Annotated in this window: 14 protein-coding genes and 3 tRNA genes; all 17 read left to right on the top strand. The window is 70.5% G+C overall.

The annotated features are described in order from the left end of the window. The first annotated feature begins 436 nt into the window (after positions 1-436). The 17 genes from AB0883_RS06115 (at position 437) to AB0883_RS06035 (ending at position 14,711) form a co-directional block, all read left to right on the top strand. Positions 437-580, top strand: coding sequence for a hypothetical protein (locus AB0883_RS06115; RefSeq protein WP_366639793.1), 144 nt, complete (start codon positions 437-439; stop codon positions 578-580). A gap of 51 nt (positions 581-631) precedes the next feature. Then, complete coding sequence (locus AB0883_RS06110) at positions 632-3,160, top strand: bifunctional diguanylate cyclase/phosphodiesterase (RefSeq protein WP_366639791.1); 2,529 nt, start codon at positions 632-634, stop codon at positions 3,158-3,160. A gap of 96 nt (positions 3,161-3,256) precedes the next feature. Beyond that, positions 3,257-3,329: transfer RNA gene (locus AB0883_RS06105), tRNA-Thr, on the top strand. Between the two features lie 25 nt (positions 3,330-3,354). Beyond that, a tRNA-Met gene (locus tag AB0883_RS06100) sits at positions 3,355-3,427 on the top strand. 132 nt (positions 3,428-3,559) lie between these two features. Beyond that, on the top strand, positions 3,560-3,727 hold the full coding sequence (gene rpmG / locus AB0883_RS06095) for a 50S ribosomal protein L33 (RefSeq protein ID WP_013288652.1): 168 nt from the start codon (positions 3,560-3,562) through the stop codon (positions 3,725-3,727). 126 nt (positions 3,728-3,853) lie between these two features. Continuing rightward, positions 3,854-4,300 carry a MaoC family dehydratase N-terminal domain-containing protein gene (locus AB0883_RS06090; RefSeq protein ID WP_151453320.1) on the top strand — a complete coding sequence of 149 codons (447 nt, stop codon included), beginning with the start codon at positions 3,854-3,856 and terminating at the stop codon, positions 4,298-4,300. A 1-nt stretch (position 4,301) separates the two neighbouring features. Next, positions 4,302-4,694, top strand: a complete 393-nt coding sequence (locus tag AB0883_RS06085) for a MaoC family dehydratase (protein WP_132230891.1) — start codon at positions 4,302-4,304, stop codon at positions 4,692-4,694. 128 nt (positions 4,695-4,822) lie between these two features. Further along, positions 4,823-4,895: transfer RNA gene (locus AB0883_RS06080), tRNA-Trp, on the top strand. 213 nt (positions 4,896-5,108) lie between these two features. After that, positions 5,109-5,501, top strand: a complete 393-nt coding sequence (gene secE, locus AB0883_RS06075; RefSeq protein WP_366639789.1) for a preprotein translocase subunit SecE — start codon at positions 5,109-5,111, stop codon at positions 5,499-5,501. Between the two features lie 38 nt (positions 5,502-5,539). Then, a complete protein-coding gene (nusG, locus tag AB0883_RS06070; protein WP_357872431.1) occupies positions 5,540-6,262 on the top strand; it encodes a transcription termination/antitermination protein NusG in 723 nt (240 codons plus the stop codon). Positions 6,263-6,445: 183 nt separating this feature from the next. Next, on the top strand, positions 6,446-6,877 hold the full coding sequence (rplK, locus tag AB0883_RS06065) for a 50S ribosomal protein L11 (RefSeq protein WP_121399898.1): 432 nt from the start codon (positions 6,446-6,448) through the stop codon (positions 6,875-6,877). 80 nt (positions 6,878-6,957) lie between these two features. After that, the gene (gene rplA / locus AB0883_RS06060) at positions 6,958-7,674 is read left to right on the top strand and encodes a 50S ribosomal protein L1 (RefSeq protein WP_121399897.1); all 717 of its coding nucleotides are present in this window, start codon (positions 6,958-6,960) and stop codon (positions 7,672-7,674) included. A 76-nt stretch (positions 7,675-7,750) separates the two neighbouring features. Then, positions 7,751-8,605: an ABC transporter ATP-binding protein gene (locus AB0883_RS06055; RefSeq protein WP_366639786.1), complete on the top strand. Its 855-nt coding sequence runs from the start codon at positions 7,751-7,753 to the stop codon at positions 8,603-8,605. Beyond that, positions 8,602-9,291, top strand: a complete 690-nt coding sequence (locus AB0883_RS06050) for a hypothetical protein (protein ID WP_366639784.1) — start codon at positions 8,602-8,604, stop codon at positions 9,289-9,291. Before AB0883_RS06055 ends, AB0883_RS06050 begins: the two co-directional genes overlap by 4 nt. Positions 9,292-9,720: 429 nt before the next feature. After that, positions 9,721-10,266: a 50S ribosomal protein L10 gene (rplJ, locus tag AB0883_RS06045; protein ID WP_121399895.1), complete on the top strand. Its 546-nt coding sequence runs from the start codon at positions 9,721-9,723 to the stop codon at positions 10,264-10,266. A gap of 54 nt (positions 10,267-10,320) precedes the next feature. Further along, positions 10,321-10,710, top strand: coding sequence for a 50S ribosomal protein L7/L12 (rplL, locus tag AB0883_RS06040; RefSeq protein WP_101412803.1), 390 nt, complete (start codon positions 10,321-10,323; stop codon positions 10,708-10,710). 569 nt (positions 10,711-11,279) lie between these two features. After that, on the top strand, positions 11,280-14,711 hold the full coding sequence (locus tag AB0883_RS06035; RefSeq protein ID WP_121399894.1) for a DNA-directed RNA polymerase subunit beta: 3,432 nt from the start codon (positions 11,280-11,282) through the stop codon (positions 14,709-14,711). Positions 14,712-14,734: the final 23 nt, after the last annotated feature.

Here is a 14,734-nt window from a genome sequence, read left to right as displayed (position 1 = left end):
CGATCGCCAGCACCGTGCCCGCCGGTTCCCCTGGCTCCCCTCGGCCGGGCGGGGCGGCCGGTGCCTGTCCCGTCCGCGCAAGAGGTTTGTCGGGCCGCCGGCAGAAGCTGTGGCATGCTGGCGCAGAACGAGTATGGTGGTCGATGTCCGGTCGGGCCTCCTCCTGGGCAGGAGGTCACCCACGGTGAAGGCGGGTGCACCCGGACTCCCGACCTTCCCCGAATTGCGTGGAAGGTCGCAATCCGCAATGTGCGAAGTGCACAGTGCCCGCTCAGCCCCGTGATCAGGGCTCTGTCGGGGTGGCCGCTAGGCCGAACGGCGGAACGTCGTCGACGCTCGGCCCGGCGGTACGCGCACCGCTTTTCTGGGTACCTGCCTTGTGGCACGATCGTGGAACCTCCACCATCCCCGTGACACTTCCCCTGCAGGAGCAACCATGTCTCGTCGAAAGCTCGGCCGGCTGCTTGGCTCGCTTTTCGCGCTCGCCGTTCTCGCGAGCGGCGTCCTGGTCGGTGACCTCCAGGGATCCGGAGACTTCCAGACCGCCGACATCATCTGGAACATGCCCGCGCCTCGTTGAGTGACCACCGCTCGATGACGTGACACCGGCGGGCCGGTAAGGGGGCACGGGATGGCGGGTCGTGGCCCCACCGGCCCCCGCTCGACTGAATACGCGTGGCTGATCACCGGACCGTTGGCCCTGATGGCCATCGTCTGTACAACGGTGGTCGGCCTGGTCGCGCCGCAGCCGTTCGGCGGGTGGTCGCTCGCGCTGCCACTTCTCGTGGCCATGGTGGCCGCCGGGATCCCGGTACTGAACTTCACCGTTCGGCGGCAGTCCCTCGGCGTGACGCTGACCGAGATCCCACTGGTCCTGGCGTTCTATCTCGTCGAACCGCTGACGGTTGTCATGATCTACACGGTCGCGTCGGCCGTGTCGCACCTCAGGCACCGGTTCGGCCCGACGAAGTTCTGGTTCAACGTGGGCCGCGCGGCCGCGGGTTCGTCCCTGGCCGTCCTCGTGCTCCAGGCCCTGCCGCCCGTCGAGGATGTCGGCCCGGCCACCTGGCTCAAACTGTTCTTCGCGGCCAGCATGGTGAACCTGCTGAGCATGGCCTCGGTCGCCGGCGTGCACACGCTGTTGCAGGGCTGGCAGGCGGGGCGGGGCGCGATCCGACAGTCGATGCCGGGCCTCCTGGCAGCGATGATCAATATCGCCATCGGCATCATCGTCCTCATCCTCATCGCGACCACCTGGTGGTCGTTGCTGCTGCTGGGGGCGCTGCTCGTCGCGCTGGCCTTCGTCTACCGGGCGTACGCGCAGTTCTTCCGGCAGCACCGCACCCTCACCGACATGTACGAGCTGAGCCGCGCGGTCAGCGAGAGCGGCGAGTACGGCACGCTGCCCGACGCCCTCCTGGGCCGCGTGCGGGCGCTCATGCAGGCGGAGTACGCCACGCTCTGGCTGCCCGCCCAGGGCAGGCACCCCGAGGTGCTGCTGACCGCGCGCAACGACGCCCCCGGTCTGCTCGACTTCGCGAAGACCCCGGCCGCCCTGCGGGAACGGGCCCGGGACGAGGGCCGCACCGTGGCCGTCGGCCGGGGACTGACGACCGACGGCGACCTGCGCGCCCCGCTCTCGACGCACCGGGTCAAGGACGTGATCGTCCTGCCACTGCGGTCCGGTCAGGCGGTCATCGGGACGCTGGAGGTGGCCAACCGGCTGGGGGACAGCAACTACTTCGTCCGCACGGACGTGCCTCTCTTCGAGACGGTGGCGGCGCACGCGGCGGTGGCCTTGGAGAACTCGCGGCTGGTCGACCGGCTCCGGCACGACGCCAGCCACGACACGCTGACCAGGCTGCCCAACCGGCGGCGGATCACGGGCGCGCTGGAGGAGGCCGTCAAGATCCGGGCGCCCGGCGAGGTGGTGGCCCTGCTGCTGTTCGACGTCGACCGGCTGCGCCAGGTCAACGAGTCGCTCGGGCACGCCGCCGGCGACAAGGTCCTGGTGGAGGTCGCGAACCGGCTGCGTTCCTGCGTACCCTCGTCGGCCCTGGTCGGGCGTGCCGGCGGGGACGAGTTCCTGGTGACGCTGCGCCTGGAGAGCGCCGAGGCGGCGATGGAGCTGGCCGCGCAGCTGCGCGAGCAGATCCGCGACGAGATGGTCTTCGACGCGCTCACCCTGGACGTGGACACGGCGGTCGGGGTCGCCGTGTACCCCGACCACGGCAGCGACGCGGTCTCCCTGTTGCAGCGGGTGGACCTGGCGGCGACGGCGGCCAAGTCCGTGCCGGGCAGCGTGCAGCTGTTCAGCCCGACGCTGGAGTCGCGGTCGCTGCGGCGGCTCGGCCTCGCCGGCGACCTGCGGCGCGCGCTGGACGCCGACGAGCTGGAGGTCTACTTCCAGCCCAAGGTGACGCTGCGCGACCGCCGGCTGGTCGGCGTGGAGTGCCTGGCCCGCTGGGCGCACCCGGCGCACGGCACGGTCGCCCCGGAGGACTTCGTCGCGGTGGCCGAGCACACCGGCCAGCTCGGCCGGTTCACCGAGTTCGTGCTCCGCGAGGGGCTGCGGCGAAGCCGGGACTGGACGCACGCCGGCCAGCCGCTCGCCGTCGCGGTCAACCTCTCCGCGCGTACGCTCACCGACCAGCACTTCCCGGCCCGCGTCAAGGAGCTGCTCGACGAGTACGGCGTACCGCCGCAGCTACTCACGCTGGAGATCAAGGAGGCCGGGGTGCTGGACGGCACCGACCGGCCCATCCCGACCCTGCGGCGGCTGCGGGACCTCGGCGTACGGCTGTCGGTGGACGACTTCGGCACCGGCGACTCGTCCCTGGCCCACCTGCGCCGCCTGCCGGTGCACGAGGTGAAGGTCGACCGCTCCTTCGTGCAGGGCATGGCGACGGACCCGGGCGACCTGGCGATCGTCAACGCGGTCGTCACGCTCTCCCAGCAGTTCGGCCTGGCCGTGGTCGCCGAGGGCGTGGAGAGCGAGCTGACCCTGGAGCTACTCCAGGACATCGGCTGCGAGATCGGCCAGGGCTTCCTGTTCAGCCGCCCGTTGCCGTACGAGCGCCTGGAGGCCTGGTTCGGTGCCCAGGTGGACCCGGAGACGATCTCCCCGGGGGAGCTGCCCCGGCTGCGGGCCGTGCCCTGACCTGCGGAAACGACCCGGTGGGGGATCCGATTTCATCTCCGCCGCAGGGCCGTGTAATGTATCCCCTGCGCGTCACCCCCCGGGGAGATCGCGCAGGCCCCCTTAGCTCAGTCGGCAGAGCGTCTCCATGGTAAGGAGAAGGTCTACGGTTCGATTCCGTAAGGGGGCTCAGAGGGTCCGGCTGGACCCGCCACGGCGGTGTAGCTCAGATGGTAGAGCAAGCGGCTCATAATCGCTGTGTCGCCGGTTCAAGTCCGGCCACCGCTACTCTCGTCCACCGGGCCAGCTCCCGGCGGTCGGTGGGATGGGCGCCACTGGCGCCCACTTTGCATGTCCGCGCCGTCAGCGCGTAGGCTGATGCGCCGTAGTTGTTACCCGTAGCGAGGAAGGCACTCCGCCGTGGCGAAGGCGACCGATGTCCGGCCGAAGATCACTTTGGCGTGTGTGGAGTGCAAGGAGCGCAACTACATCACGCGCAAGAACCGCCGTAACGACCCCGACCGCATCGAGCTGAAGAAGTTCTGCCCGCGGGACGGCAAGCACACGGTCCACCGCGAGACCCGCTGACCCACGGCCGGCACCGCCGGCCCGGTCCTCAGGCACTTCCCGATCGCCGGTCCGTAGGGACGGCGCGGCTCCGGCCGCCGCCGACCGTACGGATCGGCGATCGGCGTTTGCGTGTAGGTTCGCGGCATGTCCCTGGACCCGTCCTTCGTCGGCCGGACGTATCCGCCGACCGCCCCCTACCAGGTGGGCAGAGAAAAGATCCGCGAGTTCGCCACGGCGATCGGCGCCGCCGATCCGGCCCACCACGACCCGGAGGCCGCCCGTGCGCTCGGCCACCCGGACGTGGTCGCCCCGCCGACCTTCCCCATCGTGCTCACGATGGCGGCCAACCAGCAGATCATCGACGACCCGGCCCTCGGTGTCGACTACAGCCGTGTCGTCCACGGCGACCAGCGCTTCGCCTACGCCCGGCCGGTGGTGGCGGGGGACGAGCTGGTCTGCGTCAGCGTCATCGACGACGTCAGCAGCCGTGGCGGGCACGGCTTCCTGACCACCCGCACCGAGGTGGCCACCCCGGCCGGCGAGCCGGTCGTGACCGTCTGGTCGAAGCTCGTCGTACGCGGGGAGGGCTGAGATGGAACTGCCAGCCAGGACGTTCCGGGTGACGCGCGCGGACCTGGTCCGCTACGCCGGCGCCTCGGGGGACTTCAACCCGATCCACTGGAACGACCGGACCGCCACGAAGGTGGGTCTGCCGGGCGTGATCGCCCACGGCATGTTCACCATGGCGCTGGTCGGGCGCGCGGTGGCGGAGTGGGCCGGGGCGCCCGACGCGATCGTCGACTACAACGTCCGCTTCACCCGGCCGGTGGTCGTCCCGGACGACGACGAGGGCACCGAGATCGAGGTCACGGCCGTGGTCCGGGAGGTCACCGAGGACGGGCTGACCAGGCTCGACGTGACCGCCGTCTGCCGGGGCGAGAAGGTGCTCTCGCAGGCTCGGGCGACCGTCCGGACGGCCCGCTGACCAGGCTCCCGACGCGCGAAGGGCAGACCGGTTGGGAAAGTGGTGCCGCTACCCGTACACTGGTCCGCCGTGGGGCAAGTAACCCCTGCACGGTCGTGCGTGACCGGGCGGGGCGAGCATTGCCGCACAGGGGTGTAGCTCAATTGGCAGAGCAGCGGTCTCCAAAACCGCAGGCTGCAGGTTCAAGTCCTGTCACCCCTGCGCCTCAGGCCTGACCGTTCCCGTGGGTCGCGCCGCCGTACGGCGGCGTCCGGCCCGTGGTGGTGGCATCGGCGGGGTGGCTCCGAGGCATTCGGGCCCTCCCGGCTGATCCGCCGGCCGCGGCCCGTCGCGGGACGGTTGGTCCGGCCGGCGTGACCAAGCGCCGCGCACGCCCGACAGCGTGCGACCCGACATCCCGCGACGGAGGGCGAAGTGGCCGACAAGAAGCGGCGCGGCGAGGACGCCGGCGACGACCGTCTGCACGACGAGGTCGTCGACGACGTGGCCGACGACGACGCCACCGACGCCGAGGAGCCGGTATCCCGCGGCGGCACCGCGACGCGTTCGCGGGCGAAGGCGGATTCGGCGGACAGCCGACCGAAGACCAAGGCGGAAACCGATCGGGTGGGCCTGTTCGGCCGCATCGCCCGATTCATCCGCGAGGTCGTGGCCGAACTGCGTAAGGTCATCTGGCCGACCCGCAAGGAGCTGCTGACCTACACGGCCGTGGTGGTCGCCTTCGTCACGGTGATGCTGACGATCGTGGCCGGCCTTGACTTCGCCTTCGCGAAGGGCGTGCTGTGGGTCTTCGGCAACCCCAGCTGACCGGCCGACTGAGCCGATAGTGACGGAAGTGAGCGAGCGTGCCTGAGTACGACGAGACCGCCGAGACCACGGACGAGCAGTCCACGGTGGCGACGGCGGCTGGTGACGAGTCGGTCGAGGCCGCCAGCGAGCCGGAGTTCCCCACCACCGAGCCCGCGCCGGACGAGGACTACGACCCGGTCGCCGAGCTGCGGCAGAAGCTGCGCTACGCGCCGGGCGACTGGTACGTGGTGCACTCGTACGCCGGCTACGAGAACAAGGTCAAGACCAACCTCGAGACCCGGATCACGAGCCTCGACATGGAGGACTACATCTACCAGGTCGAGGTGCCGACCCGGGAAGAGGTGGAGGTCAAGAACGGGAAGCGGTCGCAGATCCAGGCCAAGGTCTTCCCGGGCTACATCCTGGTCCGGATGGAGCTGACCGCCGAGTCCTACTCCTGCGTGCGCAACACGCCGGGCGTCACCGGCTTCGTGGGCGCAACGGACCGGGCCGACCGTCCGGCCCCGCTCTCCCTCGACGAGGTGCTGAAGTGGCTGGCGCCGGCCATCGAGACCGAGCAGAAGAAGGCCAAGCCCGAGATCAAGGTCCTCGACTTCGAGGTCGGCGACTCGGTCACCGTCACCGACGGCGCCTTCGCCTCGCTGCCGGCGACGATCAGTGAGATCAACGCCGACCAGCAGAAGCTCAAGGTGCTGGTGTCGATCTTCGGTCGCGAGACGCCGGTGGAGCTGAACTTCAACCAGGTCGCCAAGATCTGACGTCGGGAGCGCCGGCGGTGGGCAGCGGCCCGCCGCCGGCGTACCTGTTCCGCCCCCCGCCCGACCTCGGCGCAGGCGGCGGCGGGACGCTGCGCTACTCTAGAACGTCGCCGCTGTCGCATCGCGCTGACCGTGCGCGCCTGCGGCCGGCACCTTTCCCAGTTTCAAGCCCCAGGAAGAGACATGCCTCCGAAGAAGAAGCTCGTCAAGACTTTCACGCTTCAGCTGCCGGCGGGCCAGGCCACTCCGGCGCCGCCGGTCGGCCCCGCGCTCGGCCAGCACGGCGTGAACATCATGGAGTTCTGCAAGTCCTACAACGCGCAGACCGAGTCCCAGCGGGGCGACATCGTCCCCGCCGAGATCAGCGTCTACGAGGACCGCAGCTTCACCTTCGTGCTGAAGACCCCGCCCGCCGCCCGGCTGCTGATCAAGGCCGCCGGCGTGCAGAAGGGCTCGGGCGTCCCGCACAAGGAGAAGGTCGGCTCCGTCAGCCGCGCCCAGGTGCGTGAGATCGCCGAGAAGAAGATGGCCGACCTCAACGCCAACGACATCGACCAGGCTGAGAAGATCATCGCCGGCACCGCCCGGTCGATGGGCCTCAACGTCACCGACTGACCTCGGTCACCGCCAGATCCAGTTCGTGGGAGGGCGCGCGGGAAGTCGCGGCCCGCCATAGACCACAGGAGTACCAGAAGATGCAGCGCAGCAAGAGCTACCGCAAGGCCGCCGAGGTCATCGACCGGTCGAAGCTCTACACCCCCGCCGAGGCCGTGAAGCTGGCCAAGGACACCACCACCGCCAAGTTCGACGCCACGGTCGAGGTCGCCATGCGCCTCGGCGTCGACCCCCGCAAGGCGGACCAGATGGTCCGTGGCGTGGTCAACCTGCCGCACGGCACCGGCAAGACCGCCCGCGTGATCGTCTTCGCGGCCGGCGCGAAGGCCGAGGAGGCCGCCGCCGCCGGTGCGGACGAGGTGGGCACCGACGAGCTGGTCGCCCGGATCCAGGGCGGTTGGCTCGACTTCGACGCGGCGATCGCCACGCCGGACCAGATGGCCAAGATCGGCCGGATCGCGCGGATCCTGGGCCCGCGCGGTCTCATGCCGAACCCGAAGACCGGCACGGTGACCATGGACGTCACCAAGGCCGTCTCGGACATCAAGGGCGGTAAGATCACCTTCCGGGTGGACAAGCACTCCAACCTGCACCTGATCATCGGCAAGGCCTCGTTCTCCGAGACCCAGCTGATCGACAACTACGCGGCGGTCCTCGACGAGGTCCTGCGGGCCAAGCCGTCCGCCGCGAAGGGCAAGTACCTCAAGAAGGTCACCCTGACCACCACCATGGGCCCGGGCGTCCCGGTCGACCCCAACGTGGTGAAGAACCTCCAGGAGGCCTCGGCCGAGGGCTGAGCACCCGCACCCGTGACGGGGCGTCGCCACATCGTGGCGGCGCCCCGTTCCGTGTCGGTTGTGGCATGCTCGGCCGGTGCGCCTGGAGAACGTCTGGCTGCGTTACCGGCGGCGGGGCCCGTGGGTGCTGCGGGAGGCCGCGGTGCGGATCGGCCCCGGTGAGGTCGTGGTCGTCCTCGGCCGCAACGGCGTGGGCAAGTCGACCCTGCTCCAGGTGGCGGCCGGGGTGCTGCAACCGAGCCGGGGGCGGGTCACCGGTCGACCCCGGCACGTCGGGTGGGTCCCGGAGCGCTTCCCGGCCGACCAGCCCTTCACCGTCGAGCACTACCTGACCGCCATGGGACGTGTCGCCGGCCTCGACCCGGCGGCCGCCGGCCACGCCGTCGAGCACTGGACCTCCCGGCTGGGCCTGTCCGGGTTCCGCCGGGTCCGCCTGCCGGAGCTGTCCAAGGGCACCGCGCAGAAGGTCGGCCTGGCCCAGGCGATGCTGCGTCCGCCCGGCCTGCTGGTGCTCGACGAGCCGTGGGAGGGACTCGACGCCGCGACCCGGGACCTCGTGCCCGAGCTGATCGACGAGGTGGCGGCGGCGGGCGGGTCGGTGCTGGTCAGCGACCACCGGGGCGAGATCGCCCGGTTGCCCGGTGCCCGCCGCTGGACGGTGGCGGACGGCACGGTCACCGAGGCCGCCCCGTCGGCGGACGCGGCGCTGGCGGTGGTCGAGGTCGCGGTCCCCGTGGCGCGGGTCGACGGCACCGTCGCCCGGCTGCGCGCCGAGGGGCACCGGATCCTTCGCGTACGCCGGCCCGCGCGGCCCGGCGCGGTCGCCCCGGACGGCGCCGCCGGACCGCCGGCGGAGACCGTGGACCCCGGCGCGCCGCCCGTCGCCCGGGCGCCCGAGGCCACGGGCGGGACCACCGGGGGGCCGCGGTGACCGCACTGCTCCGGCTGCGGCTGGCGGGCTTCCTGCGTACGGGACGGGCGCTGGCCCCGCTGCTGGCCGGCCTGGTGGCCCTCGGCGTCCTCTACGGCGGCGGCCGGGCCCAGCCGGGGGAGGCCTACGGCGTCTCGGCGGTGGTGCTCTTCCCGGTGCTCGCCTGGCAGACGAAGGTGCTGCTGGACGTCGAGCCGGACGTGCAGCGCCGGCTGGCGCAGGTGCTCGTCGGGGTGCGCCGGGAGCGACTGGCCGGGCTGCTGGCGGCCGGCGTGGCCGGGCTCGGCACGGTGGCCGTCGCGCTGGTCTTCCCGTGGCTGGTCGGCGGGGTCACCGGCCCGGTGGAGCCGGGCGACCGGTCGGTGCCGGTGGGGATCGCCGTCGGGCTGTGGGCGCACCTGCTGGCCGTACCCGCGGCGGTGGCGCTCGGGGCGCTGGCCAGCCGCGCCTGCACGGGCAGCGCCGGCTACGGCGTCGCGGTACTCGCGCTCGGCGGGGTCGGCGCGGTCGTCCTCGGCCTGAGCGGCTCGGTGGCGCCGTGGCTGGCGCCGCCGGTGATGGCGACCGCGCGGGCCGCCGCCGACGGCCTGGCCGCGTCGACGGTGGGCCTGCTCACCGCCTGGGCCGCCGCCTGGAGCGCGGCGGCGGCTGCGGCGTACCTGTGGCGGCGGCGCCACCGGCCCTGAACCCGCGCCCGCCTCCGGCGTCGCCCGCACGCGCTCCGGCGGAACCCGGTGCGGCGAGACCGACGGCGCGCCGCGACCGTCGTGCGGCCAGGGCCTCCGGCTCCTCGGGGCGCGGGGGAGTGACCCGGCCCACCGGGGGGCGATTTGGTGGTCGCGGGGCTCCTCGCGTAACCTTGGCCGCGAAGTTCCACCCAGAGACCGCTGGTCACCGTGCCCCGGCACGGTCGAAGGTCCCGCGACTACGGGCGACCCGCGCAGGGCGGTAAGCGAAAATCGGTGCTGAGCATGGTCCGCCGACCGTGTCCGTGTGCCGGCCCTCGCCCCGTGCGCCCTGCGCCGGGGCCTTTCTCGTTGTCGTGGCACCTGCGCCCCCGTCGAAAGCTCCGGCCGACGACGGTGACCGGCCTCGAGTAACGAGAGAGGAGGGACATGGCGGACAAGCCGATCCGGGCCGACAAGGCCACGGCCGTCGCTGAGCTGACCGAGAGCTTCCGCAACGCGGGCGCCACGGTGCTGACCGAGTACCGCGGTCTGACGGTTTCCCAGCTCACCCAGCTGCGGCGCTCGCTCGGCAAGGAGACCAGCTACACGGTTGCGAAGAACACGCTCGCGAAGCGTGCCGCGACCGACGCTGGCATCTCCGGCCTCGACGAGATGTTCTCCGGTCCTACCGCGCTGACTTTCGTTTCGGGCGACGTCGTCGAGGCGGCGAAGGGGCTTCGCGACTTCGCGAAGGCCAACCCGAAGCTCGTCATCAAGGGCGGTGTCTTCGAGGGCAGGGCCATTACCGCGGCCGAGGTCACGAAGCTCGCCGACCTGGAGTCCCGTGAGGTGCTGCTGGCCAAGCTGGCCGGCGCGATGAAGGGCAACCTGAGCAAGGCCGCGGCCCTGTTCCAGGCCCCGCTGTCGAAGACCGCCCGTCTGGCGGCCGCCCTGCAGGAGAAGCGCGAGAAGGAGGGCGCCGAGGCGGCCTGAGGCCCCGCGGCGCACCCAGTTCTTACCTAACAGATTCAGGAAAGGACGCCAGACATGGCGAAGCTCAGCACCGACGAGCTGCTCGACGCGTTCAAGGAGATGACGCTGATCGAGCTCTCCGAGTTCGTGAAGCAGTTCGAGGAGACCTTCGAGGTCACCGCCGCCGCTCCGGCCGCGATGATGGTTGCCGGCCCGGGTGCCGGTGCCGCTGCGGCCGAGGCCGAGCCGGAGAAGGACGAGTTCGACGTCATCCTCGAGGCTGACGGCGGCAAGAAGATCCAGGTCATCAAGGTCGTGCGTGAGCTGACCGGCCTGGGCCTCAAGGAGGCCAAGGACCTGGTCGAGGCCGCTCCGAAGGCCGTCCTGGAGAAGGCCAACAAGGAGACCGCCGACAAGGCCAAGGCCAAGCTCGAGGGCGAGGGCGCCAAGGTCACCCTCAAGTGACCTGACGTACCACCAGGCGCGCGTCCGGCTCGGTGAGCCGGGGCACACCGCGTCACGGCGGGCGGTGATCCGACACTGGATCGCCGCCCGCCGTCTTGGTGGATCCGGCGACAGCGCGGTGAGCAGGGCGTCCGCGCCCCGCAACGGTCGGCGACCGGGGCCCGTGGGTAGCCCGTCGGTGGGAAAGAAGCGGCGACCCGGATGCCGGGCCTTGACGCGGCCCCGGGCTGACAGGCACGCTGACACAGCAAGACCTTCCGCGCTTGCAACGGCCACCACTTGGGTAATGGCAGCGGCGACACCATCGGCCGCGGCACCTGAGCGGCCCGGCAGGAACGTCGCGTTCCGAGCGGCCCGGTGAGACCCTGGTCAGGGGTCCCGAGGCACGTTCCGCGACGACCTGCGGGTTGGGCTGGACAGCGGTTAGCCTCTCGGCTACACTGCTAGTTTGCGCTGCCTTCCGACTTGACCCCTGCTCGGAAATGTCCGTTTACGGATATTTCTGGTGGGGTCATTGGAGTGCACGCGTACCAGCCGTTCTGCAGCACCGGTCCTCGGAAGGACGCATCTTGGCAGCTTCCCGCCCTGCGAAGACCAGTCGTACGTCGAGCGCATTCGCTCCCCGCCGAGTTTCATTCGGCAGGATCACCGAACACCTCGAGGTCCCCAACCTCCTCGCCATCCAGAACGAGTCCTTCGACTGGCTCGTCGGCAACGAGGCTTGGCAGGGCCGGTCGGCGGACGACCCGCACGCACGCTCGGGTCTCGCGGAGATCCTCGACGAGATCAGTCCCATTGAGGACTTCTCCGGCACCATGTCGCTCTCCTTCTCGGCTCCGCGCTTCGACGAGGTCAAGGCCTCGATCGAGGAGTGCAAGGAGAAGGACCTGACCTACTGCGCCCCGCTGTTCGTGACCGCGGAGTTCACCAACAACACCACCGGCGAGATCAAGAGCCAGACGGTGTTCATGGGTGACTTCCCGATGATGACGCCGAAGGGCACCTTCATCATCAACGGCACCGAGCGCGTCGTCGTCAGCCAGCTCGTCCGGTCCCCGGGCGTCTACTTCGACAAGCAGCCGGACAAGACCTCCGACCGCGACCTCACCAGCGTCAAGGTCATTCCCAGCCGGGGCGCCTGGCTGGAGTTCGACATCGACAAGCGCGACACGGTCGGCGTCCGCATCGACCGCAAGCGCCGGCAGGCCGTCACCGTCCTGCTCAAGGCCGTCGGTTGGTCCGCCGAGCGCATCCGCGAGCGGTTCGGCTGGTCCGAGCTGATGATGACCACGCTCGAGAAGGACCACATCGCCGGCGCGGACGAGGCGTTGCTCGACATCTACCGGAAGCTCCGCCCTGGCGAGCCGCCGACCCGGGAGAACGCCCAGACCCTGCTCGACAACCTCTTCTTCAACCCGAAGCGGTACGACGTCGCCAAGGTCGGTCGTTACAAGTTCAACAAGAAGCTCGAGCTGGAGGTGCCGATCACGACCGGCACCCTGACCGAGGACGACATCGTCGCCACCGTGGAGTACCTCTGCCGGCTGCACGCCGGTGAGGACGGCTACGAGGCCGACGACATCGACCACTTCGGCAACCGGCGCCTGCGTACCGTGGGTGAGCTGATCCAGAACCAGGTCCGGGTCGGTCTGTCCCGGATGGAGCGCGTCGTCCGTGAGCGGATGACCACCCAGGACGTCGAGGCGATCACGCCGCAGACCCTGATCAACATCCGCCCGGTGGTGGCGGCGATCAAGGAGTTCTTCGGCACCTCGCAGCTGTCCCAGTTCATGGACCAGACCAACCCGCTGGCGGGCCTGACCCACCGGCGCCGGCTGAGCGCGCTCGGCCCGGGTGGTCTGTCCCGGGAGCGGGCCGGCTTCGAGGTCCGCGACGTGCACCCGTCCCACTACGGCCGGATGTGCCCGATCGAGACGCCGGAAGGCCCGAACATCGGTCTGATCGGCGCGCTGTCCACCTTCGCCCGGGTCAACCCGTTCGGCTTCATCGAGACGCCGTACCGGAAGGTCGTCGACGGTCGGGTCACCGACCAGATCGACTACCTGACCGCGGACGAGGAGGACCGGTTCGTCAAGGCGCAGGCCAACGCGCCGCTGAAGGCCGACGGCACGTTCGCCGAGGACCGGGTCCTGTGCCGTCGTAAGGGCGGCGAGACCGAGGACGTGGTGCCGAGCGCCGTCGACTACATGGACGTGTCGCCGCGGCAGATGACCTCGGTCGCGACCGCGATGATCCCGTTCCTCGAGCACGACGACGCCAACCGGGCGCTGATGGGCGCGAACATGCAGCGCCAGGCGGTGCCGCTGGTCAAGGCCGAGTCCCCGCTCGTCGGCACCGGCATGGAGTACCGTGCCGCGGTCGACGCCGGTGACGTGGTCGTCGCCGAGGTGGGCGGCGTCATCGAGGACCTCTGCGCCGACTACATCACCATCCACCAGGACGACGGCCACCGCCGCACGTACCTGCTGCACAAGTTCCGCCGCTCCAACGCCGGCTCCTGCGTCAACCAGAAGCCGGTCGTCTTCGAGGGCGACCGCGTCGAGGCCGGCCAGGTCATCGCCGATGGTCCGTGCACCGACGAGGGCGAGATGGCGCTCGGGCGCAACCTGCTGGTGGCGTTCATGTGCTGGGAGGGCCACAACTACGAGGACGCGATCATCCTGTCGCAGCGCCTCGTGCAGCAGGACGTGCTCACCTCGATCCACATCGAGGAGCACGAGGTCGACGCCCGGGACACCAAGCTCGGCCCGGAGGAGATCACCCGCGACATCCCGAACGTCAGCGAGGAGATGCTCGCCGACCTCGACGAGCGCGGCATCATCCGGATCGGCGCCGAGGTCGTCCCCGGCGACATCCTGGTCGGCAAGGTCACGCCCAAGGGCGAGACCGAGCTGACCCCGGAGGAGCGGCTGCTCCGCGCGATCTTCGGTGAGAAGGCGCGCGAGGTCCGCGACACCTCGCTGAAGGTGCCGCACGGCGAGACCGGCACGGTCATCGGTGTGCGTACCTTCTCCCGCGAGGACGGCGACGAGCTGCCGCCGGGCGTCAACGAGCTGGTCCGGGTCTACGTCGCCCAGAAGCGGAAGATCCAGGACGGTGACAAGCTCGCCGGCCGGCACGGCAACAAGGGCGTCATCTCCAAGATCCTGCCGATCGAGGACATGCCGTTCCTGGAGGACGGCACGCCGGTCGACATCGTGCTCAACCCGCTGGGTGTGCCGTCCCGGATGAACATCGGCCAGGTGCTGGAGACGCACCTCGGCTGGGTGGCGAAGACGGGGTGGAGCGTCGACGGCGACGACGCCGAGTGGAAGCGCCAGCTGCGCTCCATCGAGGCGCACGAGTCGGAGCCGGACACCAACGTGGCCACGCCGGTCTTCGACGGTGCCCGCGAGGAGGAGATCTCCGGCCTGCTGTCGTCGACCCTGCCCAACCGGGACGGCAAGCAGCTCATCGGTTCCAGCGGCAAGGCGCAGCTGTTCGACGGCCGCTCCGGCGAGCCGCTGCCGGACCCGATCGCGGTCGGCTACATCTACATCCTGAAGCTCAACCACCTGGTCGACGACAAGATCCACGCCCGGTCGACCGGTCCGTACTCGATGATCACGCAGCAGCCGCTGGGTGGTAAGGCGCAGTTCGGCGGCCAGCGCTTCGGCGAGATGGAGTGCTGGGCGATGCAGGCGTACGGCGCCGCGTACGCCCTGCAGGAGCTGTTGACCATCAAGTCCGACGACGTCCTCGGCCGGGTCAAGGTCTACGAGGCCATCGTCAAGGGCGAGAACATCCCGGAGCCGGGCATCCCGGAGTCGTTCAAGGTGCTGCTCAAGGAGCTGCAGTCGCTGTGCCTCAACGTTGAGGTGCTGTCCAGCGACGGCGTGGCCCTGGAGATGCGCGAGACCGACGACGAGGTGTTCCGCGCCGCGGAGGAGCTGGGCATCGACCTGTCCCGGCGCGAGCCGAGCTCGGTCGAAGAGGTCTGAGGTGAGCGGTCGGGAGTCGGCTC

Origin of the sequence: Micromonospora sp. NPDC047812 (genome assembly GCF_040704175.1) — a bacterium.
Lineage (GTDB): Bacteria > Actinomycetota > Actinomycetes > Mycobacteriales > Micromonosporaceae > Micromonospora.
Note: the sequence above shows the minus strand (reverse complement) of the source record. Positions and strands in the feature narration are given on the sequence as shown.

Coding starts and splice junctions, on each gene's coding strand:
- AB0883_RS06090 (WP_151453320.1), top strand. CDS start 3,854: ATGTCCCTGGACCCGTCCTTCGTCGGCCGGACGTATCCGCCGACCGCC.
- rplA (WP_121399897.1), top strand. CDS start 6,958: ATGCAGCGCAGCAAGAGCTACCGCAAGGCCGCCGAGGTCATCGACCGG.
- rplJ (WP_121399895.1), top strand. CDS start 9,721: ATGGCGGACAAGCCGATCCGGGCCGACAAGGCCACGGCCGTCGCTGAG.
- AB0883_RS06110 (WP_366639791.1), top strand. CDS start 632: ATGGCGGGTCGTGGCCCCACCGGCCCCCGCTCGACTGAATACGCGTGG.
- rplL (WP_101412803.1), top strand. CDS start 10,321: ATGGCGAAGCTCAGCACCGACGAGCTGCTCGACGCGTTCAAGGAGATG.
- AB0883_RS06085 (WP_132230891.1), top strand. CDS start 4,302: ATGGAACTGCCAGCCAGGACGTTCCGGGTGACGCGCGCGGACCTGGTC.
- rplK (WP_121399898.1), top strand. CDS start 6,446: ATGCCTCCGAAGAAGAAGCTCGTCAAGACTTTCACGCTTCAGCTGCCG.
- AB0883_RS06115 (WP_366639793.1), top strand. CDS start 437: ATGTCTCGTCGAAAGCTCGGCCGGCTGCTTGGCTCGCTTTTCGCGCTC.